Raw genomic sequence first — 15822 nt, forward strand, 5'->3', positions numbered from 1 at the left:
GGCATGTTTCCGGAAACTGCAAAACTGTATCGAAAAGTATCGTTGTTACTGGTCTTCAGACGCCACCTTTTCGATATTTTGGTGGGAGTTCTGCGGTGGGCAGGTCGGCGGCCCGTTTGGGACCTGCGATGGATTGGCGGCTTGCCGTTTTGTCATGTTATTTTCGCGCATTTTTCAGGTGCTTTGTACAGATAAGAAATGCGCGAAAAAATGACCGGTTGTAAGCGTGTATGAGCTAAGTACAACGTCATCAGGCTCGAAATGCGGCGTTCGGTGGAGCTATGACATAACCTGCATCAAATGCACGTTGGCGGCCGTCTACAGCAGAAGTTGCTTAAAGCACGGCGTTCAGGGGGGGAGATGTGTTGTCTCCACGCGGAATGAACATGCATGATGGCCGAAACAAAGGGTGCGAAAAAACAACAGGTAGCCATCAAGATGGCAGATGCCATCTTGATGGCTACCTTCATTTAAGCTATATTCGATCCAGACGAAGGAGCACTCAATGGTAACCCCGCAACTATCTGTCCGCAGTTCCAAAGCGCGCGACCTTGCACACAAGCTCGCCCGCCGAGAAAATCGCACGATTGCCGATATCGTCGAGCGCGCGCTCGAAACATATGAGGCTCGTGAGGCAGGACGTGAACCCGCTGCGAAATTCTATAGTCGTCTTTCATCGCAGTCGGGTACGGATATCGATTTCGACAGTATCATCGATGAAAACAGACGCGCTCACAAAGGCGTCGAGCTTTGATTTTTCTCGACACGAATGTGATGTCGGAGACTTTGAAGAAAGCTCCCGATTCTGCAGTCATAGCATGGCTGGTTCGTCACGACGCCGAATTGGCATTGTCGACGGTTGCAGTTGCCGAGATCGCTTTTGGTATTCAAAAGATCAGGCCGGATCAGCGCGCCGATCGCCTGGAAGAGGGACTTGTGAGCTGGCGTCGCCGGTTCTCCGACAAGATGTTTGCCTTCACGGAAGAAGCAGCATTGGCCTATGGCGATATCATGGGAGAGGCTGCGCGGCAGGGGAGGGGGATGTCGGCTCCGGACGGCATGATCGCGGCGATAGCGCGGATCAATGGTGGCCGGTTGGCGACCCGAAACCTCAAAGATTTCGAGACGACAGGGCTCGAATTGATCTCGCCCTGGCAATTCTAACAGTGAGACCCGATCTACAAAAATCGGGCCGCTCGCCTGCTTCTCCGTGTAGCACTGTTATAATAGCTGGATGCTTGCTGGACGGATCGGTGGCGTGATTGCTCCATGGCTTCTGGCAGGGGAATTCCGCGGTTGGCAGCCTCGGTCAGGCGCACACACCATCTGGCGAAGTGCTTACTTCAGCTAGGCCCCAAGCTGTCGTTATTCCGGAGTCCGTGGTGATCAAATGATAAGGGATACTTATCGTTAATCTGCGTCCCTGTCAGGCAAAAGCCACCTCGGCTGCAAGCCCGCCGCCTTGCCTGTTATAGAGGCGCACCGAGCCGCCGATTGTTCCGGCGAGCTGCTGCGCGATCGCAAGTCCGAGTCCTGTTCCGCCGGTGTCGCGGTTTCTCGATGTTTCAATCCGGAAAAAGGGCTGCATGGCATTTTGCAGCATCTCGTCGGGGATGCCCGGCCCACGATCGAGCACCGTGATGACCACGGTGCCTTCAGTGCGCCGGTCGACGTTGATTTCCGCACTGCCTCCGAATTTGAGCGCGTTATCTATCAAGTTCGTCAGGATTCTTCGCAGGGCATGTGGCTTTGTCGATACTGTGCCGCGCACCATACCGTCAACCGTGACTGCTTTTCCGGTATCCTGATAGTCGTAGGCTATGCTGTCGATGAAAGAGGCCAGATCGATACGTGAGGATTTCTCGCCATTGCCATGAGCGCTGCGTGCATAAGCGATACCATCCTGTACTAGACGTTCCATTTCACGCAGGTCACTGACCAGCTTTTCCTTTTCCGGCGTATCGTCTGCCATGTCGGCCCGCAACCGCATCCGGGTGATGGGCGTCTGCAGGTCGTGCGAAATCGCCGCAAGAATCTGGACCCGCTCCTCGAGATATTGGGCGACGCGATCGCGCATTGCGTTGAAGGCGCGGGCGGCGTGGACAACTTCGCTTGGGCCGCTCTCACTCATCGGCAACCCCTTTTCCCCCGGATCCAACGCTTCGGCTGCCGAAGCCAGCGCGCTGAGCGGTCTGGTCGTCTGTCGCACTGCAAACCAGGTGCAGAGGAGGAGAAGCGCCATCTGCGCGGCGAAGACATAAGGCAGCCATTCCGCCAGGGGCATCACGCCGCGCGGTGTTACGTCGATTGTCAGGGGCGACCCGTCCGACAGCGTCAGATGCGCCTGAAGCCGCTTGCCATCGCCGGGAATGGACTCGACCTTGACGGGGAAACGGTGTCCTGCGGCCTCCTCGATCCTCTGCGCAATTTCAGCGCCGCGGCCAGACATGTCGGAAACACCTGGAACACCCGGGCCGAGGACGAGCTGATAATTGCTGCGGCTCAGGCGATGGACCCATTGCGCCCGCTCTTCCGCAGGCAGGCGGTCGATTATGGCGATCGATACCGCCAGATCTTGCTCCAGAGTACCGAGCATGACCGCCTTTGCCGACATATATCGTTCGGCAAAGAGGATGCTGAACGACAGGCCGTAGGCAATGGCGAGGCCCGCAAACAGGATGATGAAAAGTCTGGACCGCAACGAGCGCGGCCACCAGCCGGCGAGCAGGCGTGGGCCGTTCATATCCTCGGCTCCGAAATCTCCACGGGCACCGCAAAGACATAGCCTTCCGCCCGCACCGTCTTGATGTAGACGGGTTCGCGCGCGTCATCCCCCAGCCTTTGGCGCACGCGGCTTACGAGGAGATCGATCGACCGATCGAAAAGTTCGGCATCACGGCCCTGAGTGAGATTTAACAGCTGGTCCCGGTTGAGGACGCGCTGGGGATGATCGATGAAGACCCTAAGGAGCCGGTATTCAGCGCCGCTCAAGGCCACGGTCGTGCCCTCCCTGTCGAGCAGGTGACGGCCCACCGTGTCGAGGCGCCACTCACCAAAGGTCAGGAGCTGCCCGGCCTCGCTGATCTGCAGATTGGGAGGCAGCATCCGCGTGCGGCGCAGTATGGCTTTGATACGCGCAAGAAGTTCGCGGGCAGCGAAGGGCTTCGACAGATAGTCGTCGGCGCCCATTTCGAGCCCGATAATGCGATCCATCTCGTCATCCCGGGCGGTCAGCATCAGCACCGGCGTGGCTTTGTGTTTCCCCGCCCGCAACTCGCGGCATAGAACTAGCCCGTCATCGCCAGGCATCATCACGTCGAGCACGATGAGATCGACGGTATTGCCGTCGAGAAAACTTCTCATCTGCCGTCCATCGGCCGCCACGCTCGTACGCAGGCCGTTCTTCTTCAGGTAGCTGGAGACCAGCTCCCGGATTTCCCTGTCGTCGTCCACGACGAGAATATGATCGATATGGTCCATTGGATGCCTTCGTCGTCCGGACGGTTCGAGTGGCCCGCTACCGCGCGCCCCGCTGTCACATGCAGTAAGACAACGGTTCGCGGGCTTCGGCAAGTTTAAAGCTTTGCGACGTCCAGAACAGCCCTGGCAAAAGCCTCTGGCGCTTCCTGCGGAAGGTTGTGGCCTATGCCACCGCTGATGTTGCGGTGCTGGTATTTGCCGGAAAACTTTGATGCATAGGCGGAAGGGTCCGGATGCGGAGCACCGTTGGCGTCGCCTTCCAATGTTATCGTCGGCACGGTGATGACGGGAAGTTTTGCAAGCTGGCGCTCGTAATTATCGTACTTGGCTTCCCCGTCTGCCAGTGCCAACCGCCAGCGGTAGTTATGGATGGTGATGGCCACATGGTCGGGATTGTCGAATGCGGGGGCCGAACGATTGAAGGTCTCGTTACTGAATTTCCAGGTCGGAGATGCCGTCTGCCAGATCAGGCGCACGAAGTCGCGGGTGTTCGCTGCGTAGCCCGCACGGCCGCGTTCCGTCGCGAAATAGAACTGATACCACCACGAAAGTTCCGCCTTGGGCGGAAGTGGCTTTCTATTGATTTCCTGACTGCCGATGAGATAGCCGCTGACCGATACGAGCCCGGTGCAACGCTCGGGCCAGAGTGCGGCCATGATGTCGGCGGTGCGAGCGCCCCAGTCATAACCTGCCACGACGGCCTGTTTGACGCCGAGTGCGTCGAGAAAGGCAATCATGTCGACCGCAAGCGCCGCCTGCTGTCCGTTGCGTGCCGTGTCGTCCGAGAGAAAACGGGTCGTGCCATATCCGCGCAGATAGGGGATGAGTACCCGATATCCAGCCGATGCAAGGATGGGTGCGACATCAACATAGCTGTAGATGTCATAAGGCCATCCGTGCAACAGCAGCACGACTGGGCCGTCTGCGGGGCCGGCTTCTGCGTAACCGAAGCTGAGTACACCCGCTTCAACCTGCTTAAGGGCGCCAAAGGAGGTCGCTCCGTCGCGTCCGGTTGACGGTTGAGGCGCAGGCGCTTCGCCCTTGGCATGAGCAAGGCCTGTGGCCCCGAATTCGACGGCGGCAACCGTCATTGCGGCAATGCCGAAGAAGCGGCGGCGTTGGAAATTGATCTCGGAAGTCATTTGCTATCTCTCCTGTCCGTGTTGGATGCCGGACAGGTAGCGGGGTGCGTGTATCCTCGATGTGTCCCAAGGGAGGCGAATGTGAATGGTTTTGTAGCAGGGCGCATTCCGGATACAGACTGATACATTTGGCTCGCCCTTCCAACGCAAACAGCCGCCCCGTTGTCTAGGGCGGCTGCATTTGATCTTACCGAGGTGCGCTTACTTTGAGGATTGCCGGGCGGCCTGTTCGATGACGTCTGCAACCTTATCGGGCTGGGAGGCGAAGACCGCATGGCTTGCCGCAATCTCGGTCACCGCGCTGCCAGCGCGCTTGGCCATGTCGCGCTCGAGATCGGGGTTGATCGACCTATCCTGCGTTGCGACGATCGACCAGCTTTTTTTGGTTTCCCAGGCGGGTTCGCCGGCCTTGGCGGCAAAGGCGGCCTTGGCGGCGAAGACCTGACTTCTTGCCATGAAGGTTGCGTCCTCATGCGGCAGATCGCCGGCGAAATCTTGTCCAAAGACGGCCGGATCGAGATAAAGGAACGCGCCATCCTTCGTCGGCTTGATGCCGTTGCCGGCCGGCGGTTTGGAGCCGGCGAGGTCGAGAAGGCTCTCTCCCTTCTTCGGCTGGAAGGCGGCGACATAGACCAGCCCGGCCACATCCGGCCGGTTACCGGCTTCCGAAATCACCATGCCGCCGTAGCTGTGCCCGACGAGCAGGCTCGGGCCCTGCTGGAGATCGAGGGCACGGTTGGTGGCCGCCACATCATCGGCAAGCGAGGTGATGGGCTCCTGCACGATCGTGACGTTGAATCCTCGGCTTTGAAGAATCTCTGTCGCCCGGCGCCAGGCCGAACCATCGGCCAGCGCGCCATGGACTATGACAATATTCTTCACCTCCGCCGCATGTGCGGCAAAAGCGATCAGTGCGGTTGCGATGGCAATCGCGAATTTTGGCATGAGACGACGGTGCATCATGTTTTTCCTTTGGTTTGATGGGAAAGGGAAGGAAAATGCAGGTTCAGCCGAACGTGAAGGCATAGGCCTGCACGCCGGGGTCGAGGAAGCGGATGGCAAAGGTTCTCGCTTCGACGGTGCCGGACTGGCGGACGAGCTGGTAAAGACGGGTTGAGGTAACAACGCCGTTGCCTTCGGCGTCCGTGTCGGCGCCGTGATCTGCGCCCGGCGGATGCCCGTCGACGGTGACCTGGAAACGAACCGGTTTTCCGGCGCTTGCCGGTCCAAGGACCAGATGCAGGTCACGGGCGCTGAAACGGTAGGTTATGCCGCCATCTGCCGCATCAAGTGTGGCCGCCTCCGCGCCAACCGTCCAGGTACCGGAAAGTCCCCATTCGTTGAGAGAAGGCGTCGTGACGGAATAGTCGCGCGGCGTGTCCGCGCGCACCGGCTCGTTCGATGCAAAATTCTCAGCCTGTCGGTAGCCGATATAGGTTTCGCCGGAGCGCATGTGCCCGATATCCGCACCGGCTTCAGCCCCTGTCGCCTCCGGGCTCACCGGGGCACTGGAGGAAGCGCTACTGCCGGCTTCGCGCAGCAGGTCCTGGATCGCCTCTTCTGTCTGCCGATAATCGCCTTCGCCGAAATGGTGGTAGCGAATCTGGCCCTTGGCATCGATCAGGTAATGCGCCGGCCAGTAGCTGTTATCGAAGGCGCGCCAGATCTTGTAATCATTGTCGATTGCCACCGGGTAATCGATCTTGAAGCCGGCGACGGCCTGCCTGACATTGTCGATCTTCTTTTCAAAGGCGAATTCGGGGGCGTGGACACCGATGACGACGAGGCCCTGGTCCCGGTATTTGTCCGCCCAGGCCCGCACATAGGGAATGGTGCGGATGCAGTTGATGCAGGAATAGGTCCAGAAGTCGATGAGGACGACCTTGCCACGCAATTGTTCGCGCGTGAGCGGTGAGGAATTTAGCCACTCGACGGCGCCGTCGAGGGATGGAGCCTTGCCCTCAACCGGCAGCTCTGACCGGGCCGCAGCACCGCTGGCGCTGGCGCCTACGGTCGCCGCTTCAGGCGCTTTGGCGGTGTGGAGCCGATCGAGCACCTGCTGTTGGAAGGATGCCGTGCTCGCATAGGAAATCTGCGACAGCAAACCCGTATCCAGACCGAGCGCGATGACCGTGACGCCGGCAAGCACCGCCGCGCCAAGCGCCTGGCGAATCCGCTCGCTGAAACCCAGAGACCGCTTCATAACCGCAAATACCCGGCCGCCGATGAGGATGGCGACGGCAAGGGATGTCGCTGCCCCGGCGGCATAGGCGGCAAGCAGCAGGCTCGTTTCCAGATTGGCCCCCTTCAGGGCCGCCCCCGTCAGAACAAGCCCGAGGATTGGTCCCGCGCAGGGTGCCCATAAAAGGCCGGTGGCGATGCCGAGTATCAGCGAGCCTGCAATCGTCGGTACTGACCCGGGCTTGCCGGCGGCATTGGCGAGCCGGTTGCCGAGTTCGACGACCGGGCGGGTGATGATGCTGGCCGCGCGGGGCGAAATCAGGCCAACACCGAAGACCGCAAGCAGCGTAAGAGCCGCGAGCCGGCCATATTCATTGGCGCTAATTGCCCAGCTCCCGCCAACAGCGGCAAGCGTCGCGACGGCGCAAAAGGTTGCCGCCATTCCCGTAAGCAGGGGCAGCGTGCTGCGCAGGAACGGTTGCCCCGCCCGCGCAAAAACGAAGGGAAGGATGGGCAGGATACAGGGGCTGAGAATTGTCAGCGCCCCTCCGAGATAGGCAATGACCAGAAACGTCATCATCTTGTCCTTTCAGGCAGGAGTTCGGGGCTCCGGGCGGCGAAGGCGACCCGGTGATGGCGCCAATCTCCCGGCGTCACGTATCCCCGATGTGTCGGGGCTTCGGTGAATTTGTAATCGAGTGTAGAGGCCGCCTTTCGGCGAACAGTCGCGAAAGCTAAATCGCCCGAGCCCTGGCATCGGTTACGGTGCATATCGCGTGAAGACGAAATCATGGTCCTTGACATTGCCCTCGTGGCAGGAGAGGCAAGTCTCGTGCTGGGCAGCATCCACCGGCTTTCCGTTGACAAACCGCCCGAAGCCCCAGCCGTGGCTGGCGGCATATTTCTTGGAGTCTTTCACCATCACCTGCACAGTGGTCGCCGCGCCCGGAACCGTGGCCGGCGGAAACTCCGTGGATTGCTGCCGTTTATAGGCGAGCTTCACCAGTATCGAGCCGTCGGGGAAGGGCAGGGTTCCGCTCTTGTAGGCATCGACGGCGACATCGTTTGCCAGAACAGCGCGAAGCTCGTCCAGCGGCGGCGCTTCCTGCGCGGGCGCGATGAACTTCCAGTCACGATATCCTTCAGGAAGCGTGACGCCATAGATGGGAGAGGCAAGTTCCGGCGGCGTGTCCGCTGAGCGCGAATAAACGGTTCCAAAACCTGCTGCCGCACCCGATAGGGCGACGGCGAAGAAAATTTGCCTCTTCATGGGAAATCCTGCCTGATCCGAAATAGATCAGGCAATGATCTGCCCCGCAGGTATCTGGCATGTTTCCTGAAACCCGCATTTATGTATCAGATCGTAGCGCTGCGCAGTGCCCCCGGAGGCATGTCACGCTTGAAGGCCGGCGAGCACGCTCGCGTCATCGTCTTTTGGAGCTTCCATCGCGACCCTTATTGCTTTCTGGATCTCGTCCTCTATGGCCTTCCTTTCGTCGGGCGGCATGGCGGCAAGGTCGCCTTCGGACAATCCCCGCGCCTCCAGGTATTGGGCCCGGATTTTCTCGCCAAGGCTCATATTTGCCCAGCGGCTAAGCTCGTCCTCATCCGAGCCTGTGCCGCCGCCCTCAAGCGGGGTCTCTTCTATTCCGCCCTCTTGCCCCCGGAGTGACCAGAGTGCGTTGGCAAGATTGGAGGAGAGCGAAGGCGCGGCGCCCCCTCCGATCAACGATGCCGACCGTTCGGGTGTGGGATTGGGCACGGCCTGGGAAACGTCCTGTGGCCGCGGGCGTATGTAAAGCGAGGCGGTGGAGCCAATTCGATCGATTGCAGACATGGTATATCTCCTTCCGTCGCAATCTGGTTCGGGTGGCTTGTGTCTGGCTGGTCATGCTGCTTGCCTGCGTTCGGCGACGTCTCTTTGGTGACCACGAGCACATTTCTTTCGTCACCTCACCGGCGGAATTGCGCAAAATCATTCCGAAGCAACGAGAAGTCGTGAAACTTTTTGGAGCGCGGCGAGTTTGGTGAAGGAGCAATCAGCTCGCATGTCTCACTGCATATAATCGCCGCTACGCGGAGGATTGATCGTCCATTCGGAGGAGATCGCATGAATTCCATCATCTATCTAGTCGGCCTCGTCGTCGTCGTCCTGTTCATCCTCTCATTGTTGGGGCTACGCTGATGGTTGATCCAACGGGTATCGAAACGAACCCCAACCGCAGCTATGTGGATTGGCCAGCGATTTTCGCCGGTGCCGTCATTTCCTCGGGCGCCATGGCTGTTCTCACCGCATTTGCGGGCGGCCTAGGCCTGAGTTCAATCTCGGCGGACAATGGTGGCGAGATCAGCACAGTCTGGCTGATCATAACCGCGCTCTTCGTCATCATTTCCATGGTCGGCTCCTACATGCTGGGTGGCTATATAGCCGGCCGCATGCGTCGGCCTGCCGGGGCTGCCGACAGGAACGAACTGACGGTCCGCGATGGTGTGAATGGCCTGGTCGTGTGGGGTCTCGGCACGGTCGTCTCGGCGTTTCTCGCGCTCGGCGTGCTGTCCGGTGGTGCCAAGGCTGTCGGCAGCGTGGCGCAGACCGCGGTTGAGGCAACGGGTTCCGCGGTCGGTGGCGCCGTTCAGGGTGCTGGCCAACTGGCGGGCGGCATTATTTCCGGCGCTGGCAGTGCGGCAGGTGGTCTGGCGCAAGGCGCCGGTCAGGCTGCAGCACCCAGCATCGAACAAATGCTTCCGCAGGGCCTGAAAGCCAATCCAATCGACTATTTCACGGATAGTCTTTTGAGAACCGATGCGCCCGCCGCCCCTCTGGCGGGTGACCAGAGCGCCGGCGATTATCAGCGCCAGATCAGCGGCATCCTCGGCAATCTTCTTGCAACCGGTGAGATATCCGATGCCGATAAGACATGGCTTTCCAACCAGGTCGCTGCCCGCACAAACATCAGCCAGACGGATGCGCAAACGCGCGTAAACCAGACGGTTGAACGCGTGCAGGCCGTCAGGGCGGAAGCGCAGAAGAAAGTCGATGAAGCGCAGAAGCAGGTAGAGACCGTGAAGGCTGAGGCGCAGAAGGCGTTGGACGATGCGAAGGCCAAGGCTGCGGATGCCGCAGAAAAAGCGCGCGTCGCAGGCATTCTAACCGCGTTCCTGCTGGCCGCTTCCGCTCTCGTTTCTGCTGCCGCTGCTTATATCGGTGCAGTACACGGTGGCCGACACAGAGACGAAGGCCGTATCTGGGGTGGTCTTTCCTACCGCAAGTAATCAGAGCGACGGCAAGAAAAATCGTCTTTTCACAAATGTCCCGCTCGGACCAAATTCCGGGCGGGACTTTCGTTTTAGGTATCTGCCATCACGGACAGGGTCAATCGCGACGCTGCAGCAGGGCAAGTGCGACCGTGGATGCCGCCAGGATCGCGGTCAGCGCCAGCGGCGCAGTGGCGCCGTAGGAATCCACGATGTATCCGCCGACAACAGCCCCGATACTGATAGCCACCTGGAAAGAAACAACCATCAGGCTGCCTGCCGCTTCCAGAGCATCGGGTGCTCCGCGGGAAAGGTTGGTCGGCAGCACCACGGGCGCCATGCCGAAGGCAAGGCCCCAAAGCGTGACGAGCGCGAATGCGGCACCGCTATGAACACCCCAGATAACGAGGGCGATTGTCGCAAATGCCATCAGGGCGGCGGTAACGATGAGCGCGAGGCGGATACTGGTGTCTGCCATGCGGCCTCCCAGCACATTGCCGATCACGGAAGCGACGCCAAAGCCGAGCAGGGCGAGAGCAATCGGCGTGGTCTCAAGCAGCGTCACCTGTTCGAGGAAGGGACGCACATAGACCGAACCGGCAAAATGCCCCGTCATCAGCAACAGGATGGCAAGCATCCCAAGTTGAACGCTACGCCGCCGCGTCAGGCGGAAAACATCGGAAAGACTGTTGCTTGTACTTGCCGGCAGCGAGGGTAGGCTGAATATCTGAAGCAGCATGGCAATAATCGCAAGCCCCGCCGTCATCGACATGGCAATGCGCCATCCCACCCAGTCGCTGATCAAGGCGCCCATGGAGGGGGCCGCAATGGTGGCGAGTGAAACGCCGAGTGTGACGATAGCCATGCCGCGCCCGGTCGAATTCGCGCCAACGAGCCGCGCCACGACAGCAACCGAAAGCGCCCAGAAGCCGCTGAGCGCAATACCAAGTCCGGCCCGGCCGACCAGCAACAGCCAGAAATCGGCAGCAACTGATGCGAGAATGTTGGAGCCGATCGCCAGCGCACTGAGACCGACAAGCACGGTCTTGCGGTTCAGTTTGCCGATGAGAACATTGCTCAGCAACGCGGTCACAGCACCCACGGAGGCCGTCGCCGTGACAACCTGTCCCGCCGTACCCTCCGTAATGCCGAGATCTCGCGCCATGGGCGTCAACAAACCTGCGGGCAAAAACTCGGCCGATACCAGCGCAAAGCTGGTGGCCGCCATCGAAAGAACCGCAAACCAGGTTGCGGCGGTCCATGCGGGTTCTTCTGCGGCCTCCAGGCCAATCGTTGACCCATCAAATTCTGATGTCGTGTCCGTCATGGTGTCTCTCCTTGAGTTGGGAGAGTTTTAAACGAATTTTTTCGGATGATATGTATCTAAAAATCCGAATTTCATACCTATTCCTCCGAAAATTGTGCGTTGCACAATGTCCAGCGGCACATATGCGCAGCTTTTTTAGCTGAGACCAGGAAAAGTGTTAGGGCGAATTACCGTTTTTGGGGCCTGAATGCGGCCTCAATCACTTTCACATCGCGTCTGCCCTTGGCGACCTCGCGGTCAAAACACATCGCATAGAGCGCGGTGCCTTTCTGGTCACGGCAGCGCCGCCTGGCGCTTTCGGAAACCATCTTTTCAACATCAATCGGCGGCGATTTCACTAGTGAAACCTGCTGGCACGCAGCCAGCGCAAAGGCTGATACAACAAGAAAAGTTCCTTAGAAGGCACGATAGCCTCATCTCCCCTGTACCACAAAAATGGCCCTAAGCGGACATTTCTTTGTGAAATGCAGAAAGTTGTACACTTTCAATCGGGGATGCTTCAGCTACCAAAATGCCCGCTGCGGGAAACTAAGCACGCCGTGGGCAACCAAGCCGGTGTCAGTCGCTGACACCAGATGAATGAGGAAACGCTCTATCCGAAGTAAAGCTTGGTCGCTCAATTGGACCCGACCACTTGGAGTCTGGGTCCAAGGAAAGGTTGGTATTGCAAATCCGTGAGCGAAACTGTGTCTGACTTTAAGTATGCCGTTTAAAAAGTCCTGTGACTGCTGCCTATTGAGTTGAGCTTTCCGCCAAGTCCAGTCTGAAATTGGATCGTAACCGGTACAGCTTATTAGGAGTTCTCGCGAATTTTCCCAATTTGGCGTGTTAAATTTCTTTAATTTTTGGTCAACAATCGGTGCAACTATAGAATGGAGGCTAACATAATCCGTAAAGGCAGGGTTCGCTATTTTCTGCACAAATTCAAGAATTACTTGATTGAGGTATGAGTCCCAGCCCGCTACGTATTTCGCCAGTGCGGCATGAAAAAAACGCGTCTTTTGCTCATACGAAACGGGGCGAAGACGTGCGTCTTTTCCAACAGCGCGTAATTCGCGAGCCGCCTCCACGGACGAATGAAATCGAGTGTAGGAGACGCTCGACATTCAAAGCCTCGCAACAAATTCGCGGAGCGCGGCCTTATAATTATCAAGAGGGCCTTCGTTGAGCTGGACGCGTTCACCGTCAAACTCCTTTGGGCCTGGTTTTAGTTTGAATATTGGAGTACCAGTTGCGGCGCAGTATACTGATGCGCCGTGATAATCTGGAATTTGAACGAATGATGTACTTGGTTTTTCTTTTGGAATTGCATAGAAACTTCTGTGCTTCGCGTGAATATTGTCAACAGTTTTCTTGATGCGCTCGCTTACCACCCGAAAAGCTTTACTTGGTTGACCATCGTAAAGTGTAACGCGATTTGAGACAAACGTGTGAAGCCTCGGTTGATTGATGCCCTCTTCACTCGCCTTGCGTGCAAAGCTGATCTTCGCATATGTCTCTGTGTGCTTGTCTCCTACGCCGTATAGCAGAGCAATAACATTTTCGATGCCACGCCTTGAACTGTCGTCAGCCGTAAACGGGATAATGACATTATCCGCAGCCACTAGCCCAAGCTGAGTGTAGACTGCAAAGCTTGGGTTACAATCAATTATAAATATTGAGTCTCGTTGCCCGCTTCGTCGTTTCAGGGCCTGACGAAGATCGTTAACCCATCCTATTACCTTCGCCCAAGCATCAAACGGCACGGCTAATTGAGAAGTCTGACGGATAGCTTCGGAAAGAATTTCCAGAAGATTATCGCCACATACGAGCCAGAGATTTTCTGGGATTTTTGGATTGAATTTTTTTGGGTGCGCTAAATAGGTTTCGACGTCATCGATCATCCTAAATGGAGAATTTAAGCGGTCTTCCAAATAGCCAGCGACTGTGCATCGAGGCTTGGAATTCGTGAGTTCCAACAACGCTTTTGCATCAGGATCAAATCCGCCGAGAAGAGTTTCAGACAGATTTCCTTGAGGGCACAAATCGATGACGTAAACGTCGGTATCCGGATGGAGGTGAGCATACTCCGTTGATGCGATAAAAGCCAAGAAGCTCTTTCCCACGCCACCTTTGTTATTCCAGAACGCGTAACCTGTCATGACTGCCCCTCATTATTCTGATCGCGATGCCAGCCAAAAGCCTTTCTGCTGCACGGTTAGAGCGGCTAGCTAGCGTTCGCAGTGCAATCAGTACGCGTTAGTCGCTCGGCAAGGCAAGGGCTCAATGTCAGCTACTGGAGCTTTGTTGCCGTCAATGTTGCAGCGGTAGCCTTCAGAACGGCCCACCGCGCCTATTGGAAAACTACAATCGAACTTAATCGACTGATTCGCAGAGATCGTCTCCTGCGCCAACGACCTTCCCAATTCGCCCCAAAATCTGTTGCCGAACAGCAACGTTTTGCCGGAGATATTGGGGCAAACACATATGCATTTACTGACAGCGGGCTACTTTTATGAGCTCGGCGGTCTTTACATCGTGAAAGACCGTCGTGAACCTCCCGGCGACAACCTAACGAGCGGAGGGAATGTCGTGAAATTGAGGTACGCATTAGTAGATGGGGAACGCCAAGAGGCGCAGCCAAAACTCCGCGGCAGTTGCCCGAACTGTGGAATGGATGTTATCGCCAAATGCGGCCAATTCCGGATATGGCATTGGTCGCATAGACAAAAGCTGGAGTGCGATCACTGGTGGGAACCAGAAACTGAATGGCATCGGAAGTGGAAATGCTTCTTTCCCGATGTCTGGCAAGAAGTCATCCATGTTGCCGAAGACGGCGAGCGTCATATTGCCGACGTGAAGACCGATAGAGGCCTGGTCATAGAGCTTCAACACTCCCCAATTTCTCCTGAGGAACGCCTTTCTCGCGAGATTTTCTACAAGCAAATGGTTTGGGTCGTGGACGGCCTCCGATACAAACTCGATCTCGAAGCCTTCCGGTCGGCGGTCGAATTCGCCACCATTCTAAGAGATGATCCGCTCTATCTGGACCCGGGCCGGAAGACCGGAATATTCCGCCGTTGGGCTCCACTGCGAACCTTTGTATTCATCGATTTCGGAGATGAACAGTTTCGAGTGGCGGGCTGTTCTCTGCCTGAACCCGTCCTGTGGCAATTCTTGCTGCACCCAGTGACGAACGATGTGGTCATCGCGGGAGTAACGCGCGCCAGCTTTGTAGACTATTGCCTCAATGGCGGCGAACTGCGGCCTCTGACGCTGTTGCGACGCGCTATGCCAGTCCCCCGGCCTCGATACGTCCGCCGCTATCGCTAGCGCCAACTTCGATGCGGATGCGTACCTTGTGCCCATCAATCGAACTCAGCAAACGTAACTCCATCTCTTGGCGACTTTCCGCTAAAACTGCAGCGACATTGATCTTGGAGGGACCGCATAAAGGCCCAATAACACAGACGAAAGTAAAGGATTCGGGTGCATTAGAAAGCGATTGCGAAAATCCTATCGTGTAAGCCCATGAATCAGGCGGTTACGGTCGCGGACAAATCAATACGACGATTGAATCAGGGCTTTCCTGCATAAGCAATGCGAATTCCTTGGCAATCCGGCTACATCCGGCCTCACCGAACAATCTTCAGCTCCATCGGGTCCGCTGTCATCCGTTCACACTGAAGTCCTACTCGCGCCAGAGAGGCCGAAATATCGACGCCGCAAATGCATAAGTGGAGGTCGTGCCAATCTTTGCCAACAGACCGATTTACAAAGGATTTTTTTCTCGCCATACGAGGCCATCTATTCCGACGAGCGTCGCCAACGTGCGCGGCGTCTCGTAAATTGTTTCGCCATCCACAACCGAGTTACACACATCAGCCTCCTAGAAAGGCATCACGATATCTCGGCCGCCGGTTCGTGTCACGGCCGCTGAATTTCTAGGGGGTAGATGAGATGCTCACCACCAATAGTTTTTCAACAGTATCGACGCTCTGCGGCCATGACGGCCGTCGGCGTTGCCAGTCATTGGGCAACAGCCGCGGCCGCCCAGCCTTCAGGTGCAGCCGCTTCAGCGATCGCTTGCCATGCACGGTTGCAACGACAACGTTGCCATCTGCCGGCGTGACACTGCGATCGACCACGGTAAAATCGCCGTAGAAGATGCCGCCGTCCCGCATCGAATTACCGTCGACCTTCCATAGGAACGTCGCGGGCGGGTTGCGGATCAGAAGCCGTGTCAGGTCGAGCGATTCCCCAACATAATCATCAGCCGGTGACAGAAAACCGGCGCACAGCCCGTGAAGCATCATGAGAATGGAGTTTTCTACCTCGAATCGAAGGCTCAGTATCATCGGAAAATGTCCCTTTCACGAGAGTAGCGAAAGGAACAAATAAGGAACATAAGCGGCGACTAAAATCAAGTAAGTTAAAAGACCCGCGACTACAACTTTA

15 protein-coding genes and 1 pseudogene are annotated in these 15822 nt (G+C 57.4%); 4 read left to right on the plus strand and 12 right to left on the minus strand.

Going from position 1 to position 15822, the window contains the following annotated elements; translation table 11 throughout:
* The first annotated feature begins 505 nt into the window (after positions 1–505).
* On the plus strand, positions 506–754 hold the full coding sequence (locus tag ACZ5A6_RS18955; protein WP_006313527.1) for a type II toxin-antitoxin system VapB family antitoxin: 249 nt from the start codon (positions 506–508) through the stop codon (positions 752–754).
* The gene (locus ACZ5A6_RS18960) at positions 751–1164 is read left to right on the plus strand and encodes a type II toxin-antitoxin system VapC family toxin (RefSeq protein WP_019566318.1); all 414 of its coding nucleotides are present in this window, start codon (positions 751–753) and stop codon (positions 1162–1164) included. The genes ACZ5A6_RS18955 and ACZ5A6_RS18960 overlap by 4 nt, the downstream gene beginning before the upstream one ends.
* Positions 1165–1178: 14 nt before the next feature.
* Here ACZ5A6_RS18960 and ACZ5A6_RS18965 read toward each other — a convergent pair.
* The 8 genes and pseudogenes from ACZ5A6_RS18965 to ACZ5A6_RS19000 all read right to left on the minus strand — a co-directional run.
* A pseudogene (locus tag ACZ5A6_RS18965) lies at positions 1179–1313 on the minus strand (integrase); the annotation flags it as partial.
* Between the two features lie 113 nt (positions 1314–1426).
* Complete coding sequence (locus ACZ5A6_RS18970; protein WP_464111273.1) at positions 1427–2743, minus strand: ATP-binding protein; 1317 nt, start codon at positions 2741–2743, stop codon at positions 1427–1429.
* On the minus strand, positions 2740–3480 hold the full coding sequence (locus ACZ5A6_RS18975; RefSeq protein WP_003508322.1) for a response regulator: 741 nt from the start codon (positions 3478–3480) through the stop codon (positions 2740–2742). Before ACZ5A6_RS18975 ends, ACZ5A6_RS18970 begins: the two co-directional genes overlap by 4 nt.
* 95 nt (positions 3481–3575) lie before the next feature.
* Positions 3576–4622 (minus strand): alpha/beta fold hydrolase, encoded by a 1047-nt coding sequence (locus ACZ5A6_RS18980; protein WP_333717245.1) that lies wholly within the window; start codon positions 4620–4622, stop codon positions 3576–3578.
* A gap of 201 nt (positions 4623–4823) precedes the next feature.
* Positions 4824–5582: an alpha/beta hydrolase gene (locus tag ACZ5A6_RS18985; protein ID WP_464111274.1), complete on the minus strand. Its 759-nt coding sequence runs from the start codon at positions 5580–5582 to the stop codon at positions 4824–4826.
* A 46-nt stretch (positions 5583–5628) separates the two neighbouring features.
* Positions 5629–7380, minus strand: coding sequence for a cytochrome c biogenesis protein DipZ (locus tag ACZ5A6_RS18990; RefSeq protein WP_464111275.1), 1752 nt, complete (start codon positions 7378–7380; stop codon positions 5629–5631).
* Between the two features lie 183 nt (positions 7381–7563).
* A complete protein-coding gene (locus ACZ5A6_RS18995) occupies positions 7564–8073 on the minus strand; it encodes a cytochrome P460 family protein (RefSeq protein WP_065688970.1) in 510 nt (169 codons plus the stop codon).
* Between the two features lie 123 nt (positions 8074–8196).
* Positions 8197–8640: a hypothetical protein gene (locus ACZ5A6_RS19000; RefSeq protein ID WP_065688971.1), complete on the minus strand. Its 444-nt coding sequence runs from the start codon at positions 8638–8640 to the stop codon at positions 8197–8199.
* A 347-nt stretch (positions 8641–8987) separates the two neighbouring features.
* Here ACZ5A6_RS19000 and ACZ5A6_RS19005 point away from each other — a divergent pair, with 347 nt between their 5' ends.
* Positions 8988–10076 (plus strand): hypothetical protein, encoded by a 1089-nt coding sequence (locus ACZ5A6_RS19005; RefSeq protein WP_464111276.1) that lies wholly within the window; start codon positions 8988–8990, stop codon positions 10074–10076.
* A 100-nt stretch (positions 10077–10176) separates the two neighbouring features.
* Here ACZ5A6_RS19005 and ACZ5A6_RS19010 read toward each other — a convergent pair whose 3' ends face one another.
* The 3 genes from ACZ5A6_RS19010 to ACZ5A6_RS19020 form a co-directional block, all read right to left on the minus strand.
* The gene (locus ACZ5A6_RS19010; RefSeq protein WP_464111277.1) at positions 10177–11385 is read right to left on the minus strand and encodes an MFS transporter; all 1209 of its coding nucleotides are present in this window, start codon (positions 11383–11385) and stop codon (positions 10177–10179) included.
* Between the two features lie 503 nt (positions 11386–11888).
* Positions 11889–12491, minus strand: a complete 603-nt coding sequence (locus ACZ5A6_RS19015; protein ID WP_333704307.1) for a hypothetical protein — start codon at positions 12489–12491, stop codon at positions 11889–11891.
* The gene (locus ACZ5A6_RS19020) at positions 12492–13526 is read right to left on the minus strand and encodes a ParA family protein (RefSeq protein ID WP_333704306.1); all 1035 of its coding nucleotides are present in this window, start codon (positions 13524–13526) and stop codon (positions 12492–12494) included. It lies immediately after the preceding gene.
* A gap of 325 nt (positions 13527–13851) precedes the next feature.
* On the opposite strand from ACZ5A6_RS19020, the gene ACZ5A6_RS19025 reads away from it, so the two are divergent.
* Positions 13852–14697, plus strand: a complete 846-nt coding sequence (locus ACZ5A6_RS19025) for a competence protein CoiA (protein WP_333704305.1) — start codon at positions 13852–13854, stop codon at positions 14695–14697.
* A 611-nt stretch (positions 14698–15308) separates the two neighbouring features.
* Here the strand turns inward: ACZ5A6_RS19025 and ACZ5A6_RS19030 are convergent.
* On the minus strand, positions 15309–15722 hold the full coding sequence (locus tag ACZ5A6_RS19030) for a LexA family protein (protein ID WP_333704304.1): 414 nt from the start codon (positions 15720–15722) through the stop codon (positions 15309–15311).
* Between the last annotated feature and the right edge of the window lie 100 nt (positions 15723–15822).

This window comes from Agrobacterium sp. 6Ca8 (assembly GCF_055382765.1).